The 22,018-nt window shown below is 62.4% G+C and carries 18 protein-coding genes; 11 read left to right on the forward strand and 7 right to left on the reverse strand.

Annotation, left to right across the window (positions count from 1 at the left end; translation table 11 throughout):
* The first annotated feature begins 99 nt into the window (after positions 1-99).
* The 3 genes from mnmC to LUN51_RS16095 are packed head-to-tail and all read left to right on the forward strand — an operon-like array spanning position 100 to position 4,495.
* Positions 100-2,187 (forward strand): bifunctional tRNA (5-methylaminomethyl-2-thiouridine)(34)-methyltransferase MnmD/FAD-dependent 5-carboxymethylaminomethyl-2-thiouridine(34) oxidoreductase MnmC, encoded by a 2,088-nt coding sequence (mnmC, locus tag LUN51_RS16085; RefSeq protein WP_277812050.1) that lies wholly within the window; start codon positions 100-102, stop codon positions 2,185-2,187.
* Entirely contained in the window at positions 2,184-4,229 is a 2,046-nt protein-coding gene (gene ligA, locus LUN51_RS16090) for an NAD-dependent DNA ligase LigA (protein WP_277812051.1), read from the forward strand. The genes mnmC and ligA overlap by 4 nt, the downstream gene beginning before the upstream one ends.
* Positions 4,226-4,495 (forward strand): YheU family protein, encoded by a 270-nt coding sequence (locus tag LUN51_RS16095; RefSeq protein WP_040239721.1) that lies wholly within the window; start codon positions 4,226-4,228, stop codon positions 4,493-4,495. Before ligA ends, LUN51_RS16095 begins: the two co-directional genes overlap by 4 nt.
* A 94-nt stretch (positions 4,496-4,589) precedes the next feature.
* On the opposite strand, the gene LUN51_RS16100 is transcribed toward LUN51_RS16095, so the two are convergent.
* The gene (locus tag LUN51_RS16100) at positions 4,590-5,906 is read right to left on the reverse strand and encodes a 2-hydroxycarboxylate transporter family protein (protein WP_277812052.1); all 1,317 of its coding nucleotides are present in this window, start codon (positions 5,904-5,906) and stop codon (positions 4,590-4,592) included.
* Between the two features lie 207 nt (positions 5,907-6,113).
* Between LUN51_RS16100 and dcuS the strand changes: the two genes are divergently transcribed.
* Both dcuS and LUN51_RS16110 read left to right on the forward strand, forming a co-directional pair.
* Positions 6,114-7,739 carry a DcuS/MalK family sensor histidine kinase gene (dcuS, locus tag LUN51_RS16105; RefSeq protein WP_277812053.1) on the forward strand — a complete coding sequence of 542 codons (1,626 nt, stop codon included), beginning with the start codon at positions 6,114-6,116 and terminating at the stop codon, positions 7,737-7,739.
* Positions 7,740-7,760: 21 nt separating this feature from the next.
* Positions 7,761-8,501: a response regulator gene (locus LUN51_RS16110; protein ID WP_277812054.1), complete on the forward strand. Its 741-nt coding sequence runs from the start codon at positions 7,761-7,763 to the stop codon at positions 8,499-8,501.
* A gap of 121 nt (positions 8,502-8,622) precedes the next feature.
* Here the strand turns inward: LUN51_RS16110 and zipA are convergent, their stop codons facing one another.
* Both zipA and smc read right to left on the reverse strand, forming a co-directional pair.
* Positions 8,623-9,894, reverse strand: a complete 1,272-nt coding sequence (zipA, locus tag LUN51_RS16115; RefSeq protein ID WP_277812055.1) for a cell division protein ZipA — start codon at positions 9,892-9,894, stop codon at positions 8,623-8,625.
* Between the two features lie 197 nt (positions 9,895-10,091).
* Complete coding sequence (gene smc, locus LUN51_RS16120) at positions 10,092-13,586, reverse strand: chromosome segregation protein SMC (RefSeq protein WP_277812056.1); 3,495 nt, start codon at positions 13,584-13,586, stop codon at positions 10,092-10,094.
* Between the two features lie 182 nt (positions 13,587-13,768).
* Between smc and LUN51_RS16125 the strand changes: the two genes are divergently transcribed.
* The 4 genes from LUN51_RS16125 to LUN51_RS16140 all read left to right on the forward strand — a co-directional run bounded on the left by LUN51_RS16125 (position 13,769) and on the right by LUN51_RS16140 (position 16,803).
* Positions 13,769-14,242 carry a LexA family protein gene (locus tag LUN51_RS16125; protein WP_040239712.1) on the forward strand — a complete coding sequence of 158 codons (474 nt, stop codon included), beginning with the start codon at positions 13,769-13,771 and terminating at the stop codon, positions 14,240-14,242.
* The gene (locus LUN51_RS16130; protein WP_277812057.1) at positions 14,242-14,865 is read left to right on the forward strand and encodes an IMPACT family protein; all 624 of its coding nucleotides are present in this window, start codon (positions 14,242-14,244) and stop codon (positions 14,863-14,865) included. Before LUN51_RS16125 ends, LUN51_RS16130 begins: the two co-directional genes overlap by 1 nt.
* Positions 14,866-14,991: 126 nt before the next feature.
* Positions 14,992-16,014, forward strand: coding sequence for a tRNA dihydrouridine synthase (locus LUN51_RS16135; protein ID WP_277812058.1), 1,023 nt, complete (start codon positions 14,992-14,994; stop codon positions 16,012-16,014).
* Positions 16,015-16,092: 78 nt separating this feature from the next.
* Entirely contained in the window at positions 16,093-16,803 is a 711-nt protein-coding gene (locus tag LUN51_RS16140) for a phosphatase PAP2 family protein (protein WP_247619429.1), read from the forward strand.
* Here LUN51_RS16140 and LUN51_RS16145 read toward each other — a convergent pair.
* Entirely contained in the window at positions 16,786-17,967 is a 1,182-nt protein-coding gene (locus LUN51_RS16145; RefSeq protein WP_277812059.1) for a GGDEF domain-containing protein, read from the reverse strand. The genes LUN51_RS16140 and LUN51_RS16145 overlap by 18 nt on opposite strands.
* A 241-nt stretch (positions 17,968-18,208) precedes the next feature.
* Complete coding sequence (locus LUN51_RS16150; RefSeq protein WP_277812060.1) at positions 18,209-19,306, reverse strand: GGDEF domain-containing protein; 1,098 nt, start codon at positions 19,304-19,306, stop codon at positions 18,209-18,211.
* A gap of 327 nt (positions 19,307-19,633) precedes the next feature.
* On the opposite strand from LUN51_RS16150, the gene LUN51_RS16155 reads away from it, so the two are divergent.
* Positions 19,634-20,032, forward strand: a complete 399-nt coding sequence (locus LUN51_RS16155; RefSeq protein ID WP_277812061.1) for a DoxX family protein — start codon at positions 19,634-19,636, stop codon at positions 20,030-20,032.
* A 30-nt stretch (positions 20,033-20,062) separates the two neighbouring features.
* Here LUN51_RS16155 and LUN51_RS16160 read toward each other — a convergent pair whose 3' ends face one another.
* Both LUN51_RS16160 and LUN51_RS16165 read right to left on the reverse strand, forming a co-directional pair.
* A complete protein-coding gene (locus tag LUN51_RS16160; RefSeq protein ID WP_040239706.1) occupies positions 20,063-20,752 on the reverse strand; it encodes a uracil-DNA glycosylase family protein in 690 nt (229 codons plus the stop codon).
* Between the two features lie 91 nt (positions 20,753-20,843).
* Complete coding sequence (locus tag LUN51_RS16165) at positions 20,844-21,284, reverse strand: VOC family protein (RefSeq protein ID WP_178998578.1); 441 nt, start codon at positions 21,282-21,284, stop codon at positions 20,844-20,846.
* 116 nt (positions 21,285-21,400) lie between these two features.
* On the opposite strand from LUN51_RS16165, the gene LUN51_RS16170 reads away from it, so the two are divergent.
* Complete coding sequence (locus tag LUN51_RS16170) at positions 21,401-21,940, forward strand: DNA-3-methyladenine glycosylase I (protein WP_277812062.1); 540 nt, start codon at positions 21,401-21,403, stop codon at positions 21,938-21,940.
* Positions 21,941-22,018: the final 78 nt, after the last annotated feature.

The raw sequence follows: 22,018 nt of genomic DNA on the forward strand, positions 1-22,018 counted from the left end.
TGTGAAGAGGCGGCGGACGGCTTTCCAGATCGCCGTTATCACGCCGCCTTGCCGATTTCGATCAATTTTTAACCAGACTTTGACCTGGTAGCGAGTGCCATGCCCGCCGTTTCGCGTCCCCTGCCGCCACTGACCGCGCTAAGTGCCCCCGACCTGGAATGGCGCGCCGACGATGTCAGTGACGCGCCCTATTCCAGCGTCTACGACGATGTGTATTTCTCGCGTCACGACGGCCGCGCCGAGACCGTACATGTCTTTCTCGACGGCAACCGACTACCCGAGCGTTTCGCCGCATGGCGAGAAGCGAGGCCCTTCGTGATCGGTGAAACCGGCTTCGGCACCGGCCTCAATATGCTCTGCGCCTGGACGTGTTTCGAGCAACACGCCCCCGCCGAGGCACGCCTGCACCTGGTGTCGACCGAGAAGTATCCGTTCCCGCGTGATGCCCTGGCGCGGGCGCTGGCGATCTGGCCCGACCTGGCCGCGCAGGCTCGCCCGCTGATCGATCAATGGCCCGAACCGCTCAGCGGCGTGCACCGGCTATGGCTTTCTGAGCGCGTCACCCTGGATCTGCACTTTGGCGATGCGGCCGAGCGTCTGACGCGTCTCGATGGCCGTGTGGACGCCTGGTTTCTGGATGGTTTCTCGCCGGCCAAGAACCCCGACATGTGGCAACCCGAGTTGTTCGAGGCGATGGCCAACGTCAGCCGCCCCGGCGCCACCTTCGCTACCTTCACCTGCGCCGGGGTGGTCAAGCGCGGGCTTCGCGATGCGGGCTTCACCTGGCGCAAGGCGCCCGGCTTCGGCCGCAAACGCGAGATGCTGTGCGGCGAGATCGCCGCGCCTCCGGATGACAGGCGACGCGCGGCGACGCCCTGGTACACACCGCCTAAAGCATTCACCGCGCGGCATGTGCTGGTCATCGGCGCGGGGCTCGCCGGGACTAGCGTGGCCGCAGCCCTGGCCCGCCGCGGGGTCGCGGTCACGCTGCTCGAGCGCGACGCCCCCGGCGCGGGCGCTTCCGGCAATCGCCAGGGTGCGCTCTATGTCAAGCTCGCCGCCGAGACCAACCCGCAGAGCCGTGTCTACCTCGCCGGCTTGCTGCACACCCGGCGCTGGCTGGCCACGCTCGACCCCGAGTGTCGTCAGCTTTGGAGCGACTGCGGCGTGCTGCAACTCGCCCCCAACGCCAAGGAAGCCGCCCGCCAGCAGCGTTTCCTGGCCCATCACGCCCTACCCGAGCGCGTGGTGCACGGCGTGGATGCGACCACCGCGAGCCAGAAGGCCGGCACACCGCTCGACGCCCCGGGACTCGACTATCCCCAGGCCGGTTGGGTGCGTCCCGATATGCTCTGCCAACGCCTGGCCGCTCACCCTGGGGTCACCTTCCATCAGGGCGAGGCGCGCACGCTCGAGCGCAATGCAGACGATGCCGGATGGCGCATCACACTGGCCGATGGCACGACTCTCGAGGCCGATCAGGTGATCGTCGCCACCGCCCACGAGGCGCCCGCGCTGGGCCCCTTGGCCGGACTGCCACTTCAGCCGATTCGTGGCCAGCTCACCCATCTGCCGGTACCCGCCGACGCGCCGTCATTGGCGCGCGTGATCTGCGCGGGCGGCTATGTCGCCCCGGCGATGGACGGCATGCTCAGCCTCGGCGCGACCTTCGCTCCCGGCGATACCGACACCGCCGTGCACACGGCCGATCACGCCCGCAATCTGGCCGAATTCGAGGCCACCCTGCCCGCCTTCGCCGAGGCGCTGCGCGAAGCCGGCGTCACGCTCGACCCGGCCGCTTGCGAGGGCCGTGCCAGCCTGCGCGCCGCCAGCCCTGACAAGTCGCCCTACGCGGGGTCAGTGCCCGTACGCGAGGCCTGGCTCGACGATTACTCCGTGCTCGGCAGCGATGCGCGTCGCGTACCCGACACACCGGGACAGCATTACCCCGGCTTGTGGGTCAGTGCCGCGCATGGCTCGCGGGGGCTGGCCAGCGCGCCGCTGTGCGCCGAGGTCATCGCCTCGCGGCTGTGCGACGAACCCCTCCCACTGGAGCGCGAACTCGCCGACCATCTGCATCCCGGGCGACGATTGATTGCCGATATCATCCGGGGAAACGCTACACTGTCGGCATCATCCATGCGCGACGAGCCCCCGACGTCACCGAACACGACCGAGACGCCATGAGCCAGATTCCCCAAACGGTCCGCGAGCGGGCCGATACCCTGCGCCAGCAGTTGGAAGACGCCAACCATCAGTATTATGTCGAGGACGACCCACGCATCACCGACGCGGAATACGATGCCCTGCTGCGCGAACTTCAATCACTGGAGGCCGAGCACCCCGCACTGGTGACGCCGGATTCCCCCACGCAACGCGTCGGGGCGGCCCCCGCCGAGCGTTTCGAGGAAGTGACCCATGCCGTCCCCATGCTGTCGCTGGACAACGCCTTCGATGAAGCGGAGCTCGCGGCCTTCGTCAAACGCGTCGCGGACAAGCTCGAACGTGACGGCGAAACGCTCACGTTCTGCTGCGAACCCAAGCTCGACGGCCTGGCTGTGGCGCTGGTCTATGAAAACGGTCAACTGGTGCAGGGCGCCACACGCGGCGACGGACGTACCGGAGAGGACGTGACGCTCAATCTGCGCACGGTGCGCTCCATTCCGCTCAAGCTACGCGGCGGTGCAGTGCCCTCACGGATCGAGGTGCGCGGCGAGGTCTATATGCGCCATTCCGGATTCGAAGCGCTCAACGAACGCGCCCGCGAGAACGGCGACAAGGTCTTCGCCAACCCGCGCAACGCCGCCGCCGGCAGCCTACGCCAGTTGGACTCTTCGATCGCCGCCCAACGGCCGCTGGAATTCTGTGCCTACCAGGTCGCCCGGCTGGAGGGCGAGGACGATGCTCGCTCCCATTCAGACTATCTCAAGCGACTACGGGCGCTGGGCTTTCGCACCAGCCCATTGCTCGACGTGGTCCAGGGCGAGCGCGGCGTGATCGACTTTTGCCACCGCCTGGGCGAGCAACGCGAAGGCCTCGACTACGACATCGATGGCGCCGTGCTCAAGGTCGATAGCCTGCGCGATCAGCGCGAGTTGGGCTTCGTCGCCCGCGCCCCGCGCTGGGCCATCGCCTACAAGTACCCGGCCCAAGAGCAAGTGACGGTGCTCAACGACGTGGCTTTCCAGGTCGGCCGTGTTGGCACGCTGACGCCGGTGGCCAAGCTGGAGCCGGTCCAAGTAGCCGGCGTCACCGTCTCCAACGCCACGCTGCACAACATGGACGAAGTCGCGCGCCTTGGCGTACGTATCGGCGATACCGTAATCGTGCGGCGCGCCGGTGACGTCATCCCGCAGATCGTGGGTGTCGTCGACGCCCAGCGACCGACCGAAACCCGGGCCATCGAGATGCCGACCGAGTGTCCGGTCTGCGGCTCGCAGATCGAGCGTGCCGAGGGTGAAGTCGCGGCCCGCTGCTCGGGAGGCCTGTATTGTCCCGCGCAGCGCAAGGAAGCTCTCAAGCACTTCGCCAGCCGTCGCGCGCTGGATATCGACGGCCTGGGCGAGAAGTTGATCGAACTGCTGGTCGATCGCGAATGGGTCAAGACCCCGGCGGACCTGTTCCGGCTCGAGGCCGAATCGCTGGCCGAACTGCCCCGATTGGCGGAGAAGTCCGCCAACAACTTGGTCAACGCCCTACAAAACGCCAAGCGCACCACGCTGGCGCGTTTCATCTACGCCATCGGCATTCGTGAAGTGGGCGAAGCCACCGCCGCGAGCCTGGCACGTCACTTTGGCTCGCTGCAGGCACTGTCGGAGGCTTCTCTGGACGCGCTGGAAGCGGTCGAGGACGTGGGCCCGGTCGTCGCCCGGCATATTCACACCTTCTTCCGTCAGCCCCACAACCAGGAAACGCTCGAAGACCTTCAGGGGGTCGGTGTCACGTGGGAGGAGGTCGAGCTTGCTGGTCGTCCCCAGCCACTCACCGGGCAAACCTGGGTGCTCACCGGTACCCTCGAGAGCATGACCCGCGATGACGGCAAGGCGCGCCTGCAAGCGCTCGGCGCCAAGGTCTCAGGCAGCGTCTCCAAGAAGACGGCCGCGCTCGTCGCTGGCGAGGCAGCGGGCAGCAAGCTCGAAAAGGCACGCGAGCTCGAGGTGGAAGTGCTCGATGAGAGTACATTCCTGCAACGACTCGCCGAGTGGGAAAACGCGGAGGAAAACCAATGAGCGGACGTTTCATCGAAGTGCCCTACCGTATGCTGCCGGCCGACACCCTGGATGCGTTGCTGGAGGGTTTCGTCACCCGCGAAGGCTACGACACGACCGATGAAGGCGAAGGCATGACGGCCTGGGTACGTGAGCTCAAAGGCCAGCTCGAACGCGGCGAGTTACTGATCGCCCATGACCTGCAAACGGAGACCACCGAGGTCATGACGCTGGCACAATGGCATGCGTTCGGACGCCAGCTAGCCGACGACGAGGAAGAAGGCTGAGACGCTTCTCGGTGTACCCAGCGTCAAACGCAAACGGCGCCCTCCAAGGGGCGCCGTTGATCGTTTCGCCGGACCGAATCCGGTGAAGAACGGTTCAAGTAAAGAACATTGGCACGAGGATGCTGGAGATCAGCAGGATCAAGGCGCCACCCAGGCGCGAGGAGATCTGCGCGAAAGGCATCAGTTGCATGCGCTTGGCGGCCGAGAGTACCGCGACATCACCGGTGCCGCCCATATTGGCCATGCACAGCCCCGCGGTAATCGCCGACTCGACGGGATAAAAGCCCACCAACTTACCAACCAGCCCGGCGCCGAAGGCGGCCCCGGCCACTACGGCGAGCACGATCATCACATAGGTCGGCGTGATGGCATCAATCACCTGGCCGAGGTCGGTATAGGCAATGCCGATCCCGAACAGCAGTGCGAAGGTCCAGTTCTTGGCCACGAACTGGAACCACTGCGAGGCGGACTCGTTGATGCTTTCCGGCACCACGTTGGCGATCTTGAGCACGGCGACCAGGATGATCATCAGCGCATAGGGGTGCAGCGGGATGAAGCTACCCAGAATCTGTCCGGCGGTGAAGAACGTCAGCGCGGCGACGACACCGATGCCCAGCTTGGAAAGGTCGAAGGTGCTCTTGCGCTCCTCGATTTCCACGCCCGGCATCATCTGGCCGTTACCCGTCAGTTTCGGAAAACGCTTGGCCAGACCGTTGAGCAAACCCGCGATGATGATCGCGAACACGTTGCCCAGGGCCAGCGCCGGCACCAGAATCGAGATGTAGTAGCTCGCTGGCTGACCGAGAAGCTGCTCGTAGATCTGACTCAAGGGCACCGCGCCCGCGCCCATACCACCACCGAGAATCGGCAGCGTGATGACCACCAGGGCGTCCTTCGGCGAGAAGCCCATCAATGCGCCAACGATCACCGCGAACAGCCCCGCGAAGAACACCGCGCAGAGCAAGGGCAGCGCGTACCGCGAGCCGACCTTGACCAACACCGTGGAATCCATGCCCAGGATACTGCCGGTAATCAGAGCGGCGATATAGAAGTTGAGGAAGCCACCGCCTTTCATGAACTGGGTGACATTCTCGGAGATACTGGTAGGCAGCCAACCCACATAGACCAATGCGGCCGCGCCGAAGATGGCCAGGATCGCGCCACCGCCCAGGTAGCTTTTGACGATCGGCATACGATCACCGATGAAGCCCAGGAGTTCACCGAGTATCATCATGACCAGCAAGGCACCGATCATGCCGCTGGGCAGCGTGTCGGTGAACATGGCCACGACCATGACAGCGAAAGAGATGAAAAAGACCGGCAGTGGCATGCCGAAGATGCGCAACGTACCCAGCGCACTCGAAGCGTGCTGGGTATCGTCCAGGCTTTGTGTAGCGGCACTGGTATTCATTGGCGTGCTCCCATGTGTTGGAATCCGCCCGCGCGGGCGGAGAACGTGAACGCCGCCGAGGATAAGCCGCACGTGCCGTGAACCAAGCTTTGCCAACTTATTAAAGCGTTTTGAAATTATTGAAAACGACGACCTTGTATCCGGCATAGCACGTCATGCTTGGGTATTACACCAAGGTCGAAAATCACCCCATATGGCCCAATACGCATGTCCCGCTTGCCGACTGTTCGCCTCAATGTGCTGATCTCGCTGCTCGTTGCCTCGACGGTAATCGTTACGCTGGGCGTGGCGTTATGGATGTTTGATGCCACCTTGCGCGATACTCAGGAAGACGCCCAGGCGGCCCGTGTCACAGATATCGCCCAGGTCGTGGCGTCTCAACGGCGTGTCGTCAATGTGTTGAAGGAGGCAGAAAGCAAGCGCGATTTCGCCGCCGATAGCGACATACAACGGGAAATCGACGCCTTGCGCCAGCGCTTGGGAGTAGATTTCATCGTGGTGATGAATTCCCATGCCATACGCCTGACGCACCCCAACCCGGCGCGTATCGGTGCGCATTTCCAGGGCGGCGACGAAGGCCCGGCACTGCAGGGCGAGCATTATGCCTCGCGGGCCGAGGGAACCCTGGGCATCAGCATTCGCGGCTTCGCCCCGGTACGCAATGATGCCGGCGAGGTGATCGGCGCCGTCTCGGTAGGGGTGACACTGGATACGCTGGGCGCCCGCCTGTCCGACAACCGCCTGCACATGGTGCTGGGCATCGGGCTTCTAATGATTCTCGGCACCCTGGGTGCCAGCTGGCTGGCCCGTTACATCAAGCGTGTGCTGATGGGGCTGGAACCGCACCAGATCACGCGCCTGGTGGAAGAACGCCAGGCGATTCTCGGCTCGGTGCACGAAGGCATTCTCGCGGTGGATGTCGCCGGGCGTATTACCCTGACCAACGCCGCCGCCTGCTCACTGCTAGACCAAGCGGGCCTTGAAGCGCCGGCGCTGGGCACGCCTATCATCGACTACCTGCCGCAGAGTGGACTGCCGGATGTGTTGCAAAGCGGCGAGGCTTCGCTCGACCAGGAAGTCTTCATCAACGGCCAGGCGCTGCTCGCCAATCGCATGCCGATTCGCCACCAAGGCCAGGTAATCGGGGCAGTAGCCACCTTCCGTGACAAGAGCGAAGTACGTCTGCTCGCCGAGGAGCTGACTGGCGTCCGACGTTACGCCGAGGCTCTGCGCGCCGCGACACATGAATTCAAGAACAAACTGCATGTCATGCTCGGTCTGATGCAACTCGAGGAATACCCCGCGCTGCACCGCTACCTCCGCGATGTGGTGGACCACCATGTCGCGCCGGGTGCATCCCTGGTCGAAGGCATCGGCGAACCAGTATTGGCGGGCTTTCTGCTCGGCAAGCAAAGCGAGGCCCGCGAGCGCGACATTACCTTGACGGTGGATGTCGAGGACGCCATCCCCGCGCCGCGAGACCCCGCCATGATTCACACGCTGGTCATCGTGCTGGGCAATCTACTGGAGAACGCCTTCGACGCCGTCGACGAGCAACACGAGCGCCAGGTCACGCTGACCATGGGCGTCGACACCGATTTGTTGTCTTTGCATGTACAGGACACCGGCCCCGGCATCCCCGAGGCCATGCGTGAGCACGTCTTCGCCAGCGGCACCTCGTCCAAGGGACGCCAACGCGGCCTCGGACTGACGATGGTATGCGAGCATGTCGAAGCGCATGACGGTACCCTGGCGCTGTATTCCGAGCCCGGGCGCGGCACCTTGATCGAAGTCGCCTTGCCCTATCCCGTTTCGGCCACCACCGAGAATTGAGCGAGCAATGAGAACGCCGGCATGAGTGACACGCCACTGCAAGTACTCATCGTCGAGGATGACCCCATGGTCATGCGCCTCAACGTCGAATACCTCAACCGACTCGATGACGTCGCGCTGGTCGCGCAATGCGGCGATGTCCCCGCTGCCCTGGACGTGCTGGAGCGCGACGCCGTCGACGTCATCTTGCTCGACGTCTATCTGCGCGGCCGCAACGGGCTGGAAATCGTCCGTTACCTGCAACGGCTGGGACGCGACATCGACGTCATCTTGATCACCGCCGCCAGCGAGACCGAGACCGTGCGCGCCGCGAGACGCCTCGGCGTGCGTGATTATCTGGTCAAGCCCTTCGAATTCGAGCGCTTCAAGGTCGCCGTCGATGCCTGCCGACGCGTACGTGCCACACTGGAGCGTCTCCCCGAACAAGCCGACCAACGCGATCTCGACCGGCTTTTCCAGCCCGCCAGGCCACGCCAAACACGTAGCGATGGGCTACCCAAGGGGCTGACGACACCCTCATTGGTACAAATCGTCCAGGCCATTCTGAGCCTCGACGAGGAAACCTTCACCACCGAAAGCCTGATCCCGACCACCGGCATGTCCCGCGTATCGGTGCGCAAGTATTTGAAATACCTGACCGAGCACGGCTACCTCGGCGAGTCCTTCCACTACGGGCAGGTGGGGCGCCCTTCGTTTACCTATCGCTGCCTGGATACTAACGCCCTGCAAGGGCTCCTCACGGCTAATCGCACGACACCATGAAATCGACCATCGACATGCATAAAAAAAACGAGGCCCCGAAGGGCCCCGCTGGTTTTCAAGAGTGGCCGTCTTAAAGAACAAGCATCAGCGAGAACAGGCAAGAATCGCGACGCTAACGCTCTCAGTTCGCCTGATAGCGATGCAGGCGATGGCGGCGCTCGAATTCCTGCACACGCTGCCGGGCGAACTCCACCGTCTGCGCGGTCATCACGCTGCGGTTTTCGTCCTTCAGCTCGCCGCTGAGATTGCGTACCAGCACCATGGCAGTTTCGAACATGGCCTCGAACGCCGCCGCGCTGTCATGCGCGCTGGGCAGCGGCATCAAGAACGTCACACCCGGCGTCGCGAATTCGTCCATGTCATCGAGATCGAACACGCCCGGTTTGAGCACGTTGACCATGGTGAATTGCAAGGCGCTGTCGTCCGACTCGGTCTCGAAACGATGGAAAACGCCCATTTCATGACAGTAACGCAACCCACAGGCCAGCATCAGGTTGAGCAGGTCCGGGCCCTGGAAACCCGCCTCATCGCGTGACAGAACGCTGATGACGATGACTTCTTCGGCGTCGGACAACGCCTCGCGTGCACGATCGGCATGCACCGGATTACGCTTGGCACGCTCTACCGCCGGGTGATCGGTGACCACCTCGCGGTGTGCCGTACGTTCGTCGGCACGCGCTGGCTGCGAGGGTGCCTCGGCCTCTTCGTCCGTGGCACGCACCGCCGGTGGCTCGTCAGGCATTGCCCGTCGCGCGGACGCTTCCTCGCGACGCTGCGGGGTCTCGTCCATTGCCGGACGCGCCGCCTCGGGCGCAGGCTCACGAGCCGACGATGACTCAAGTGTCGGCTCGTGATGCGGATGCTCATCATCAGACAGGTGCTCGTCATCGTAGTCACGAGACGCCGTGAAGCGCTGGGCCGAGGCGCTCATACGCTGAGCCCCCGCGCGCACGGCATCCTTCATGCCCTGCATGCCGGAACGCTTGCCCTCCTGAGCGTCATTATTCCTATGCGCATTGCCTTTAGAAGCATCGCCTTCATAAGCATGATCCCGGCCACGCTTGAGCACGCTGGGCTTGAGCTTTTCCTCGGGGATTCGCTCCTGGCGCAAGGGCGACTCCGGCCGTACCGGTTCACGCTCCTCGCTACGATCGAAGGTGGCATCGCGCACGACACGCGCACCTCCATTGGGCAACTCCCGCCGGACCTCAGCCTCGCGGGCCGCTTTTTCCGGATCCTCTTCCTCGGCGTCCCTGCCCTCGGATACCCGACTATGCGCTGCCTGGTCGAGGCGCGGGACGCGGCGCTGGCGCTGGAGCCGACGCACACCGTCGATCACGATGGTCGTCACCAGTACCAGCCCCAGGATGATTAGCCACTCTCTTAGTTCCATGGGTCGTCTTGCCTGTTCGCTATTGGCGCCATGATTAAAACTCGTTCGTGAAGAAGCATAGCGCGATTAACAAAAAAAGGGCCACTTTTTTTGAATGTCAAGTAGTACCCTTAGCTCAGAGCAATCACCCTTCAATATCCCTGTCGAGGCTCACACAATAGTGTTGGTAACCCTTTTGGCGATTTTCTGCAAGTCGTTCATGCATCCGCCAGGGTCGCCGCCTCGTCGATTCCTACCGATACCAGCCGGGACACCCCGGCTTCCTGCATGGTCACGCCCATCAATCGTTCGGCCGCTTCCATGGCAATCTTATTGTGTGTGATGTAAATGAACTGAACACTCTCTGACATTTCCTTCACCAGCTTGGCGTAACGTCCCACGTTGGCATCATCCAACGGTGCATCGACTTCGTCGAGCATACAGAATGGTGCCGGGTTGAGCTGAAAGATAGCAAATACCAGCGACAATGCCGTCAGTGCTTTTTCACCTCCCGATAGGAGATGAATGGTGGTGTTTTTCTTGCCCGGCGGACGCGCCATGATGGCTACCCCCGTCTCTAGCAAATCGTCGCCGGTTAGCGTCAACCATGCGGCCCCACCGCCGAAGACCTTGGGAAAAAGCTCGCCGAAGCCGGCATTGACCTGATCGAAAGTCTGCTTGAAACGCGTCCGCGTTTCCTGGTCGATACGCCGAATCGCCTTTTCCAGGGTCTCGATGGCCTCGCTCAACTCGGCATGCTGGGCCTCGAGATAGTCGCGACGCTCGGCCTGCTGGTCGTACTCCTCGATGGCCGCCAGGTTGATGGCGCCGAGGCGACGGATCTTATCGCCGAGCTCATCAAGCCGGGTCTGCCATGCCGATTCGGTGGCGTTGGGGTCGAGCCCTTCACGCAGCGCGTCGACATCGTGCCCGAGTTCTTCGAGGTGCGAATCCTGCGTATCGGCTTTCAGGGTCAGGGCCTGCACCTGCAGGCGCGCTTCTTCAAGCTTGCCACGTAGACCATCGAGATTGCGTTCGTGTTCCTGGCGCTTGGCTTCGGTGTCGCGTAGCGTTTCGGCCAGTTGGTGGGCGCGATCGCGCGAGGCGTTGAGCGTCGCCTCCTCGCGACTGCGGCGGTCGAGCAATTCGTCGAGCCGTTCCCGAGTTTCCTCTTCCGGTTCACGCAGGGTCGCGCGCTGCTCTTCGAGCATGGCGAGCTTCTCGGCCAGGCGCTCGCGCTGATCACGCGAGCGCGCATGCTGCTGATCGAGCCCCGAGCGTTCCGTCTCCAAACGCTGACGCTCCATCGCCAGATGTTGCTGGCGCTCGCGCGCAGGCGCTACCTGCTGGCGTAGGGATTGGGCTTTTTCCCGCGCATCGCGACGCTGATTTTCCAATGCCTCGCGCGTCTGGCTATTGGCGTCCACGTCACTCATCGCCGCCTGCCAGCGCTCACGCGTTTCCTCGAGTTCCAGGCGTCGCTCGGCATGGCGCTCGACGAGCTGCGCCACATCATCATCGAGCTCACGAGAGCGTGCGTCGAGCTGTTCCAGGCGGCTCGCCAGCCCAGCCTCGCGCGAGGCCAGCTGCTGCCGACGCTGCCCAAGATCACGCTCTTGAAGACGCAGCGATTCGAGTTCCGCCGCCGAGTGCTCCACCGCTTCACGCGTGACCTGCAATGTTTCCTCGAGGGTCTCGAGCGATGCTTCGAGCGCCGCGATATCGGCTTGCAGTGTCTCGCGTCGACGGCGCTGAACCAGTACGCCATCATCGGATGCCGACTCGCCGCGCCGGCGTACCCAATCCGGGCCCAGCCACAACCCACTAGGGGTGACCACGCTCTCGCCTGCCATCAAGCGCGTGCGCGTCGACCAGGCGGCCTCCTCATCGGCGGCGCAGTGAATGCCATTGAGCCAAGTGCCCAGCGCCCCGGCGCCATCGACCTGTGCTCTCAATGTGCCGGCAACCGGCACCACGTCATCGCCACCTAGCAAGGCCAATTCAGCAGGCGGGGCGTCGGCGACGATCTCGGCCATGGTGGAGGTCGTCGCGAGACGCGCCTTGAGCCACGGCGACAAAACCCAAGCCACGACCGTCTCCCAGGGCGCGGCGACTTCCAACCGTTCGGCCAGACGCGGCGCCTCGGCCAGGCCATGGCGCTCGAGATGCGACTCCAGGGCGGCGTCGTCATCGGTCAGGGCGGCATCGAGCAAGGCCTCTACCGACGCCAGCTCGCCCTGCAGGCGGCTCAGCTGCGAACGCTGGGTATCGCGCTGAGCTGCTGCTTCGTCGAGGCGTGTCTGGGCGTCTTCGCGTTGTTGCTGCAGGCGTTCGCGCTGGCTTTCCAGCGCTTCCTGATCGAGTTCCAGTGCCTCGAGTTGCTCGCGCAGTTCACCGCGCTCGCCGCGCAAGGCCTCGACATCGGGCAGTTCCTGGCGTTGCTGGCGACGCTTGCCGATCTGATCGTCCAATTCGGCGATGGCGTTTTCGAGGCGACGAACGTCGTCCTGGGCACGCTCGGCCCCGTGCGCCACATCACGATCGCTTTCGTTGAAACGCTCCCACTCTTGTTGCGCGGTGGTGGCTTCTTCGTCGGCGGCGTCCAGCGACTCCTGCAGCATCTCCAGCGTTTCTTGGGCCTCTTCAAGCTCGGGAGCGATGCTCTCCAGACGCTCGTCCAGGGCCGCGCGACGCTCGTCATCCTGGGACCCCAACTGTTCGAGTTCACTCAGCTCGCGGCGCGCATCCTCGATATCCTGCGCCAGTTGCTGATCGCGCGAACGGGCATGCTCGATGGACTGCTCGATCCGCGCTATCTCGGCACCGGTCTCATAAAAGCGGGCTTGATGGGTCTCCAGTTCGGCGGCGACCTCATCGTGCGCCAATCGCGATTCTTCCAAACGACTTTCGCACTGGCGCTGGCCGAGGATCTCGTGCTCGACCTGATTTTCCAGCTCGCGGACGTGCTGCTCCTGAGTGCGCTGCTGGGTCCGAAACGCCCGCGTACGCAGCAGCGCCAGCTCACCCTTGAGGCGATATTCCTCGTCTTTCAGAGTCTGGTAGCGTCGCGCGGCATCGGCCTGGCGCTTCAAACGCTCGAGCTGCTTGTCGAGCTCTTCGCGAATGTCGTCGAGACGGTCGAGATTCTCCTGAGTGCGGCGCAAGCGATTCTCGGTTTCGCGACGGCGTTCCTTGTACTTGGAAACGCCCGCCGCTTCCTCCAGTGTCGAGCGCAGCTCCTCGGGGCGCGCCTCGACCAGCCGCGAGATCATGCCCTGGCCGATGATGGCGTAGGAACGCGGCCCCAACCCCGTGCCCAGGAAAAGATCGGAAATATCGCGACGTCGACACTTCTGGCCATTGAAGAAATAGTTGGATTGGCTGTCGCGGGTCACCTGACGCTTGACGGAGATTTCGGCGTACTGGGCGTAAGCGCCGCCCATGGTCCCGTCGCTGTTGTCGAAGACCAGTTCGATGGAGGCCTGTCCCACCGGCGAGCGTCCGGTGGAACCGTTGAAGATGACATCGGTCATCGACTCGCCGCGCAGCGTCTTGGCGGAGGATTCGCCCATCACCCAGCGCACGGCGTCGATGATGTTCGACTTGCCGCAGCCATTGGGGCCGACGATGGCGGTCATGTTGCCGGCGAACGGCACATTGACCGCATCGACGAACGACTTGAAGCCGACCAATTTGATGGACGTGAGGCGCATGCGCTGCCGGAATTCCCCAGGAGTGAGTCGCGGCCCGATGCTCGAGCCATGCATGAGAGCCCGCAGTCTATCCGAGGCGCGGGCGCGGCCCAAGCCCCTTTGCCAACTCCATGTCGCCAGCGGGATTTGCCGCTTCGCCCCGCCTTGCTATGATGCCGCAGGATCATCCGAGGGAGAGGGTCATGTCGCACGTTACGCCGCACTACCTGCAGCGCCTGCCGAACCTGCCACTATCGGACGCCGCCTGGGAAGAGATCGACCCGACCGATTTCGTCGAGATTCCCCTGTTGGGCGTGGTCGCCGCCGGTCTGCCCATGGAGGCCTGCCTCGACGACGAGGCTATTCACGTGCCATCGCGCATGGTGCGACGCAATACCTACGCTTTGCGCGTGCGCGGCGACTCGATGATCGACAGCCACATTTTCGATGGCGACATCATTATCATCGAGCGCTTCGAGTCCGCCGAAAACGGCGAAACCGCCGTGGTACAAATCAACAATCAGGAAGTCACGCTCAAGCGGCTTTACATCGAGAAATCCGGTGTGCGCCTACAACCCGCCAACGATGACATGCCGCCCATCTATCTCAAGAACGACGATGTACAAGTACTGGGTCTGGTGATGGGCGTGATGCGTCACGCGCCCACGAGTCACTGATGCGCTACGCGATTCCCGACCTCGCCTCCGGTGAGCATCGCTACCATGAGATCGAAATCGAGAAGAGCCGCTTCATTACCTGGACGGCCTTCATCCCCGATATCGCCAGTTTCGACGTGTTGCTGGCGCAAGCACGGGCAGCTCATCCCAACGCTAGCCATCACTGCACGGCCTATATTGCCGGTGCTCCCGGTGAGCAGAACGCCATCGGCTTTTCCGACGATGGCGAGCCCGGCGGCACCGCGGGGCGGCCCATGTATCAGGCGCTGGAAGGCTCGGGACTGGGGCAGATCGGCTGCGTGGTGATTCGTTACTTCGGTGGCACCAAGCTGGGCACCGGTGGCTTGGTCCGCGCCTATACACAGGCGGTCGTCCAGGCACTCGAGGACCTGCCACGACGCCCCTTCATTGAGCGCCGAACACTGCGGATACGCATCGATTTCGCCGGCGAGACCATTGCCCGCGAGTGGCTCGCCACGCAAGATGCGCTCATCGAAAACGCCGATTACGAAGCCGACGGCGTGACGCTCGACATCGCCTGGCCCCGCGAACGCGCAAGCGACCTGAGCGAGCTGACCTCGCGCCTCAAGGGGCGTCTTACTCCACTCGACGTTTCATTGTAGGCAGCGAAATCTCACCCTCACCGCTCCCATAGCAACTGGCGTTTTCCTTATCGTCCGGGGGTAATGACATAATGACCTGCCCGGTTCCAGGGATTTTGCAATGACATCAAGGGTGATGGCGCAGACATGACGCAAGTGGCCAATGGGCGCATCGGCTTAGCCCCGATGGAAGGTGTGATCGACGTGGTCACGCGGGACTTGTTGAGCGCCGACGGGGCGCTCGACTGGACGGTGACCGAATTCGTGCGCGTGGTCGACGCACGTCTGCCGGCGCGTGTGTTCCTGCGTCATTGCCCCGAGCTCAAACACGCCACTTGCGCGACCTCGAACGGTACGCCGGTTCACCTGCAGCTACTCGGTTCCGACCCCGAGGCCCTGGCCGCAAATGCGGTGCACGCCGAGGCACTCGGCGCTCGCCAAGTCGATCTCAACTTCGGCTGCCCGGCCAAGACCGTCAATCGCCATGACGGCGGCGCCTCGCTGCTGCGCGACCCCGAGCGCGTCTACCTCGTCGTGCGTGCCGTACATGAGGCGCTGACCCCCCTGGGGATCGATGTCACCGCTAAGGTGCGCTTGGGCTTCGACGACAAACAACTGGCACTCGCCTGTGCCGAGGCCGCCGAAGCCGGTGGCGCGGCATCCCTGGTGGTACACGCCCGCACCCGTCGCGAAGGATATCGACCACCCGCGCATTGGGAATGGATCGGACGGATTCGCGCCCGGCTGACGATACCGGTGATCGCCAACGGCGATATCTGGACGCTGGAGGACTATTGGAAGGCCCGTACGCTATCGGGCTGCACGGATGTGATGCTGGGACGCGGCATGCTCGCCGACCCCTGGCTGGCGCGACGCATCAAGCATTGGCAGCGTACTGGCGAGCATTTGCCGGAGACGCCCTGGGCGGCGAGGGCCGAGGTGCTGACGGCCTATGCCCAGCGTATGCGCATGCACCTGCCGGAAAAGATCGTGGTCTCGCTGCTCAAGCAGTGGCTCAATCAGATGCGTGGGCGTGACGACGAAGCCGCCAGGCGCTTCACCGCCCTGCGACGCCGTACCGAGTTGCAGGCGTTTCTTGACGGTCTAACACCCGTCATGCAGGACGACATCTCTTCCCGCCAAGGGATCGCTATCGGGATGAACGGCTGAGCCTCGAGTTATCAAACGCTGTTCACAATGGTGATGAGGCGTTAGAATCCGAGGTTCATCCACTTCGTTACCACGCTCATGAAAATCACTCGAATCGCTTGCTACAACATGCTGGGGTTGGCCTTGCTCCTCAGTTGGTGGCTGCCTCATTTCCCCCTCTGGTCGACCCTCGACGACGACATCTTCTGGTTCTTCAATCAAACGCTGTCGATCACCGACCATCCGCTGTGGACGACACTGGTCGCCGTGCTCAACAATCGTGATTTCGATATTGTCAGCTTCCTGGCCCTGGCCACTGTTTTCGCATGGGCCATGCGCCTGGACACACGTCCCGAACGTCTGAAACGCTGGGGCGCCATCGGCGTGAGTATGCTAGTCACTGCAGGACTAGTGAGCTTACTGGTCAATAAACTGGTGACCTACGGCCACCCCAGCCCGACCCTAACGCACAACGGGGTTCATCTGTTGTCACAGGAAGTGAGCTTCGCCACTAAGGATCGCTCGGGCAACAGCTTCCCCGGCGATCACGGCCTGATGCTGATGACCTTTACTGCGTTCATGTGGCATTTCGCGGGACGTCGTGTCGGTCTCGTCAGTGCCGTATTGGCCGTCGCCTTGAGTGCGCCACGCATCATCGGTGGAGGCCATTGGTTCAGCGACGTCTACATGGGGGCACTCGCCATCGCCCTGCTGTTGCTGCCCTGGGTATTGTGTACCTCGCTAGCCAACCGCATGGCCGCCTGGCTTCAACGCGTTCTCGAGCGCTTCGCTTCACGCCTTGATCACTGAATCGTCATGGCGGCGAGGCGGTTCGAACGGGCACGCCTCGGCGCCTTCGCTGACACACCGGGTCGGCATGGGAGACAACGTTCCGAATGACTCCCAGGACATGACACAGTCGCGCCCTGCGCCTTTAGCGGCATATAACCGCCGATCGGCCAAGGCGATCATGGCGCTTAGCGTCGCCGCCTCGTCCTGAGTAGCGAGGCCTTGACTGACGGTCATTGCGAGCGATTTGTCGGGTAACACCAATGGCTGGTCGCGCACGAAGGTCGCGACGCGCTCGGCGACCGCCGTGGCGGCGACACGCGACGTTCCCGGCAGCAGTAGCATGAATTCCTCACCGCCGTAACGCCCCAACATGTCACCGTCGCGCAAACCTTGGCGCAGGCAATTCACGAGGTGGCAGAGCGCCGCATCGCCCGTGGCATGCCCATGCAAGTCGTTGAACCGCTTGAAATGATCGACATCCAGCAGCACCACGGCGAAAGGACGCTGGGCGCGCTGCCAGCGCTCGGCAATGGCGACGATCGCGCGACGGTTGAGAGCGCCGGTCAGCATGTCGTGCAACGCTTCACGGCGATACGCACGCTCGAGCCGCTCGGTGACGCCTTCCAGCCCCATCAGCACGCCGGCGAACAGCGCCCCCGTCAACACTAGATTGACCCACAACAGCCACGCCGCCACCGTCGGTGATAGCTCAACCGAGGGCGCCCCCTGGTGCATGCTCATCAACAACACGCCGATCACGCCCAGCAGCAACAGCGACAACACGATCTTGTAGCTGCGCGGGATAGCGCTGATGTGCAGCACCAGCAATGCCAGGCCCACGTAGAACTCAAAGCCGACGCCGGCGCCGTAGAGGCGAAGCGACTCGCCAATCAGCAGTAACATCATGCCCCACAGCAAGGTCGCGCCCCAGGCCATGTAGCCCCGATGATGCAGCCCTCGGGCACCGAGCGTCATCAAGACGCTGAATAGAACGATCAATATCGGACCGGGACTTCCTAACCAGACGAACAGCGGTAGCATCAAACCGGCATAGGCTACCAACGCCATGGCGTACAGGTGGGCAAAGGTATCGAAATAGCGACGATATTCCGGCGGCAGGGGGCAATACGGAGGCAATGATGCACCTCGGCCTCCCCAGAGGCGATAGGTACGTAGCGGCATGATGAACGAATCCCTTTTTATTGCGTTAGACCACGTCATGCGACGGGCCTTCCCCTGCATCGATTCCCTAGCAAGGTTAGCCATATTCAGCGCATCAAAAGGACGATTCGTGTATGAATTTAGCCGCTTTGCAGCATGAAATTCGTCAAACGCCAAATAAGCAAAATGCCATGTTGTCGCTTCGTTGCGCTAGGGTATCCGTATTAGATGAAACGATATCTACATAGTATGTCCGAACATGTCACGACATCGCCGCCGGTCCGATACTTTCCAGGTCACACATGACCAGTTGATCGCGCCCAGCAGACTTGGCGCGGTACAAGCGACGGTCGGCCATATCGATGAGCACTTGCAATGAGGTGACTTCTTGGGCCGCGGCCATGCCCATTGAGAATGTTACCGGCAGCGTCAACGCATCCAACCGACACGGCTGGTCCGACAGGCATCGACGGATGCGCGATGCGACCGTGAGTACCTCGTCTCGCGTGCTGTCGGGGAATACGATCAGGAATTCCTCACCGCCTACGCGTCCGAGCCGGTCGTCTTCGCGCAAGGCGCCACGCACTATATACGCCAGGTGACGCAAGACTTCATCGCCTGCGGTGTGGCCGTGAGTATCGTTGATCTGCTTGAAGTGATCGGCATCGAGTAGCAATAGCGTGAAATCTCGTTCCTGTTGCCACAGCATCTCGGCTTCGTGAAAGATGGCGCGCCGATTGAGCACCGTGGTGAGATAATCGTGGGTGGCGTCGCGCCGGAAATGGTGCTCGCAGCGCTCGGTAATGGCGTGCAGCCGACACAGGATCAGCCCCAGGATCAAAAAAACCATGACCAGATTGGTCAGGCGAATGTCCTCGCGAAACGCCTCGGCTTCCAGCATCCAAGGGGTGAAATGCGGGGCCATCAGCAAGGTAGCCAGCGCCACGCTGCCGATCGTGGTACTCATCACGATCTTGTAACGCGCCGCCATGTCGCTGATCAAAATCTCGCAAAGCAGCAAGAAAAAGTAATACTCGAAGCCGGCATCGGGGCCGATCAGCCACACGCTCAGCGTGATCAACACCAGCGTAGCGGTTAGCTTGACGGTCATCGCCCTGGTCAGTTGCAAGCGCCGGTGCAGCATCAACGCCGCGGTATTGGTCGCCACGCAGGCGAGGTTCAAGACAATCAGCAATGGGATCTGAAGACCGATCAATACGCACGCAAACAGTAAGTGCCCCAGGCTTGCAAGCACGAAAGTCTGCGCCACCACCTCATAGCTACGTCGGTGCTCCAGCGGTAGCGCCCCTGGCGCACTGCACGACCATCCCCAGAGCCGCTGCAAGGCCCTTGAAAACATGTTGGATATCCCTTTCTACCCGCGTACCGTTGCATGATTCACAACGAAGCGTCCTCGCCTCCGCCCACCCTTTTCGGGCATGTCAGGGCAAGGATCGTTATGTAAGCCACCAGGTAACGGCATCCCGCCAGTCGGATACCTTTTCACTCGGGCCCGCTTCCAGCGGCATTTGCTAAGTAAGCTTAGTTAATGCGCACCAAAGTGCTAGTAAAACGTAAAGAAATGTTAGTAAGCGCCTTTACTGGTGAGCGACGCGCGAACATGCGAAAGTTCACACGCCTTGCCCGGCTAGAGGCCGGGTTCACACGATTGAAGGATGCCGAGCCTATGCAACGACTGCTACATCATGACGACCTGGGAAAACTGATTCTACGCCTGGCCGTGGGCGGACTTATTCTGTTGCACGGCATCGACAAGCTCTTGTCGCCTGCCAGTATCACCGGCATCGGCAACATGCTCGACGCCATGGGGCTGCCGGTCTTTTTGGCGTATGGCGTGCTGATCGGCGAGATCGTCGCGCCGTTGATGGCCATCGTGGGCTGGCAAGCGCGTATCGGCGGCTTGTTGATGGCGGGCAACATGCTGGTAGCGTTTATCCTCGTCCACCACGACGAGCTGCTGACGCTCAATGCGCAAGGCGGCTGGACGCTAGAATTGCAGGGCATGTTCCTGTGCGGTGCCTTGGCCATCATGGGCAGCGGGCGCTTGGCAATGCACCCCGACTAATTCAGCGCCTTATAACACGCCTCACACTACTCAGTGGGCGCGCTCCAGGGCCGCGAGGCGTGCCTCCAGCAACGCCGGAAAGCGCTTGAACCAAGTTTGATTTAGAGGTGAGGGATGAGGCAGCGGCGCCAACTGGAACTCGGCGCTACGCCCGTCGGGGAGTGACAGCATGGTGGTATGCAGCACCTCGAAGCGGTCCTCGCGAGCCCAGAACGCCTCCAGTTCACGCTTGATCTCGCGTGGTTGCCCGATGGCAAACCACAGGAAGGCCTCACGCCCCAGCGTGATCAACGTCCGGCCCTGCCAGTGATCGATCAAAAGCTCCGCCATCAAGGGCTGAAAGCGCTTCTTGACCGCCATCGACCATGCCTTGTTGCCCACCGGCTTGTAGGGCACGGTATTGGCCCAAAAATAACGCTGCCCCACGGCGAGTGAAGCTTCGAAATCGGGCAACGCCTCCCCGTGCAGATGCTCATATAGCCCGGCACGCACCTTCTGACCGCCGCTGCCCACGAAGGGCGCGCCATGCACGACCTCCTGACGGCCGGGATCGCGCCCGAAAAAGCCCACCGGCGCGTTGCGTGGGCCCAAGCCGATGATCGGCTCCAGCGGATCACGTCGATTGGCGAGGTAGACATCGCGGTCGATGCCGTCGAGCGTATCGGCTTCACGGCGAAATGCATCGCGTAACGCCGAGGGGAGGGTCACGTCTTGTGACATGCTTGGCATCCTTTCCAGCTCAAGAGATCGTTCAGCCTTCAACGATTGTCGCGCCCCGTTCATCGCAGAAAGGGACGCGACATTGGGTGACTTACCAGCTGCCGGTATTTTCCATCGACGCCCACGGCTCCTGAGCGGGCAACGCATCGCCCTTTTGCAACAACTCCACGGAGATGCCGTCCGGCGAACGGACGAACGCCATGTGGCCGTCGCGCGGCGGGCGATTGATGGTCACGCCGTTGTCCATCAGGTGCTGGCACAAGGCGTAGAGATCGTCGACACGATACGCCAGGTGGCCAAAGTTGCGGCCGCCAGTATAAGTCTCCGGGTCCCAGTTGTAGGTGAGTTCGACTTCTGGCGCCTTTTGCTCGCGCGAACGTTCCTCGTCATCCGGCGCGGCGAGGAACACCAGTGTGAAGCGGCCCTTTTCGTTCTCCTTGCGCCGCACTTCCTTGAGGCCCAGCAGGTCACAGTAGAAACGCAGCGAAGCGTCGAGATCGGCGACACGGACCATCGTGTGCAGGTACTGCATGGTAAGCTCCTCATGATGTTATGCAGGCTAAACGTCTATGGTAAACCAGCCCGCCGGTCACGGCGAATTCATCACCGGCAGGGCGATTCGTCAACACTCCGCGAGGCACACTCCCCATGAGTACGTATTGCGACCATGCCCCTGGCCATCCCTTTCATGGTCCCTATCACGACCACGAATACGGATTTCCCGTGCGCGACGACGACCAACTCTTCGAGCGTCTGATTCTGGAAATCAATCAAGCCGGCCTTTCATGGCTGACGGTGCTCAAGAAACGTGAAGCGTTTTCGGCGGCCTTCGATGACTTTGCCGTGGCACGCGTCGCCGCCTACGACGATACGCAAAGGGCGCGTCTGCTCGCGGATGCAGGTATCATCCGCAATCGGCGCAAGGTCGACGCCGCGATTCACAATGCCAACGTCGTGCTCGCCTTGCAGACGTCTCACGGCAGTTTCGCCGACTGGCTCGACGCGCATCATCCGCTTGCGTTGTCGGAATGGGTGACGCTATTCAAACGCACCTTCCGCTTTACCGGCCCGGAGATCGTCAACGAATTTTTGATGAGCACCGGCTATCTGCCGGGCGCCCATCGCGAAGACTGCCCGATCCAGCACCAGGTGCGCGCACAACGACCACCGTGGCTGGACACAGAATGAGCCTGAATTCAACCAATAAGCGCAGCACCTGCGGTATCCAGGGCGCCGGAGTATTCCCCCAGAAACACCTGTGCCGGT

The organism is Chromohalobacter canadensis (assembly GCF_029544075.1).
In the GTDB taxonomy this organism is placed as follows: Bacteria; Pseudomonadota; Gammaproteobacteria; order Pseudomonadales; family Halomonadaceae; genus Chromohalobacter; species Chromohalobacter canadensis_A.

Bases quoted from the DNA above. Each gene is read 5' to 3' on its own strand.
- LUN51_RS16155 (WP_277812061.1), top strand. From the start codon at position 19,634: ATGCAACGACTGCTACATCATGACGACCTGGGAAAACTGATTCTACGC.
- smc (WP_277812056.1), bottom strand. From the start codon at position 13,586: ATGCGCCTCACGTCCATCAAATTGGTCGGCTTCAAGTCGTTCGTCGAT.
- LUN51_RS16100 (WP_277812052.1), bottom strand. From the start codon at position 5,906: ATGAATACCAGTGCCGCTACACAAAGCCTGGACGATACCCAGCACGCT.
- dcuS (WP_277812053.1), top strand. From the start codon at position 6,114: ATGTCCCGCTTGCCGACTGTTCGCCTCAATGTGCTGATCTCGCTGCTC.
- LUN51_RS16170 (WP_277812062.1), top strand. From the start codon at position 21,401: ATGAGTACGTATTGCGACCATGCCCCTGGCCATCCCTTTCATGGTCCC.
- LUN51_RS16145 (WP_277812059.1), bottom strand. From the start codon at position 17,967: ATGCCGCTACGTACCTATCGCCTCTGGGGAGGCCGAGGTGCATCATTG.
- LUN51_RS16140 (WP_247619429.1), top strand. From the start codon at position 16,093: ATGAAAATCACTCGAATCGCTTGCTACAACATGCTGGGGTTGGCCTTG.
- LUN51_RS16135 (WP_277812058.1), top strand. From the start codon at position 14,992: ATGACGCAAGTGGCCAATGGGCGCATCGGCTTAGCCCCGATGGAAGGT.
- LUN51_RS16125 (WP_040239712.1), top strand. From the start codon at position 13,769: ATGTCGCACGTTACGCCGCACTACCTGCAGCGCCTGCCGAACCTGCCA.
- LUN51_RS16165 (WP_178998578.1), bottom strand. From the start codon at position 21,284: ATGCAGTACCTGCACACGATGGTCCGTGTCGCCGATCTCGACGCTTCG.
- zipA (WP_277812055.1), bottom strand. From the start codon at position 9,894: ATGGAACTAAGAGAGTGGCTAATCATCCTGGGGCTGGTACTGGTGACG.
- LUN51_RS16160 (WP_040239706.1), bottom strand. From the start codon at position 20,752: ATGTCACAAGACGTGACCCTCCCCTCGGCGTTACGCGATGCATTTCGC.
- ligA (WP_277812051.1), top strand. From the start codon at position 2,184: ATGAGCCAGATTCCCCAAACGGTCCGCGAGCGGGCCGATACCCTGCGC.
- LUN51_RS16130 (WP_277812057.1), top strand. From the start codon at position 14,242: ATGCGCTACGCGATTCCCGACCTCGCCTCCGGTGAGCATCGCTACCAT.
- LUN51_RS16095 (WP_040239721.1), top strand. From the start codon at position 4,226: ATGAGCGGACGTTTCATCGAAGTGCCCTACCGTATGCTGCCGGCCGAC.
- LUN51_RS16110 (WP_277812054.1), top strand. From the start codon at position 7,761: ATGAGTGACACGCCACTGCAAGTACTCATCGTCGAGGATGACCCCATG.
- LUN51_RS16150 (WP_277812060.1), bottom strand. From the start codon at position 19,306: ATGTTTTCAAGGGCCTTGCAGCGGCTCTGGGGATGGTCGTGCAGTGCG.
- mnmC (WP_277812050.1), top strand. From the start codon at position 100: ATGCCCGCCGTTTCGCGTCCCCTGCCGCCACTGACCGCGCTAAGTGCC.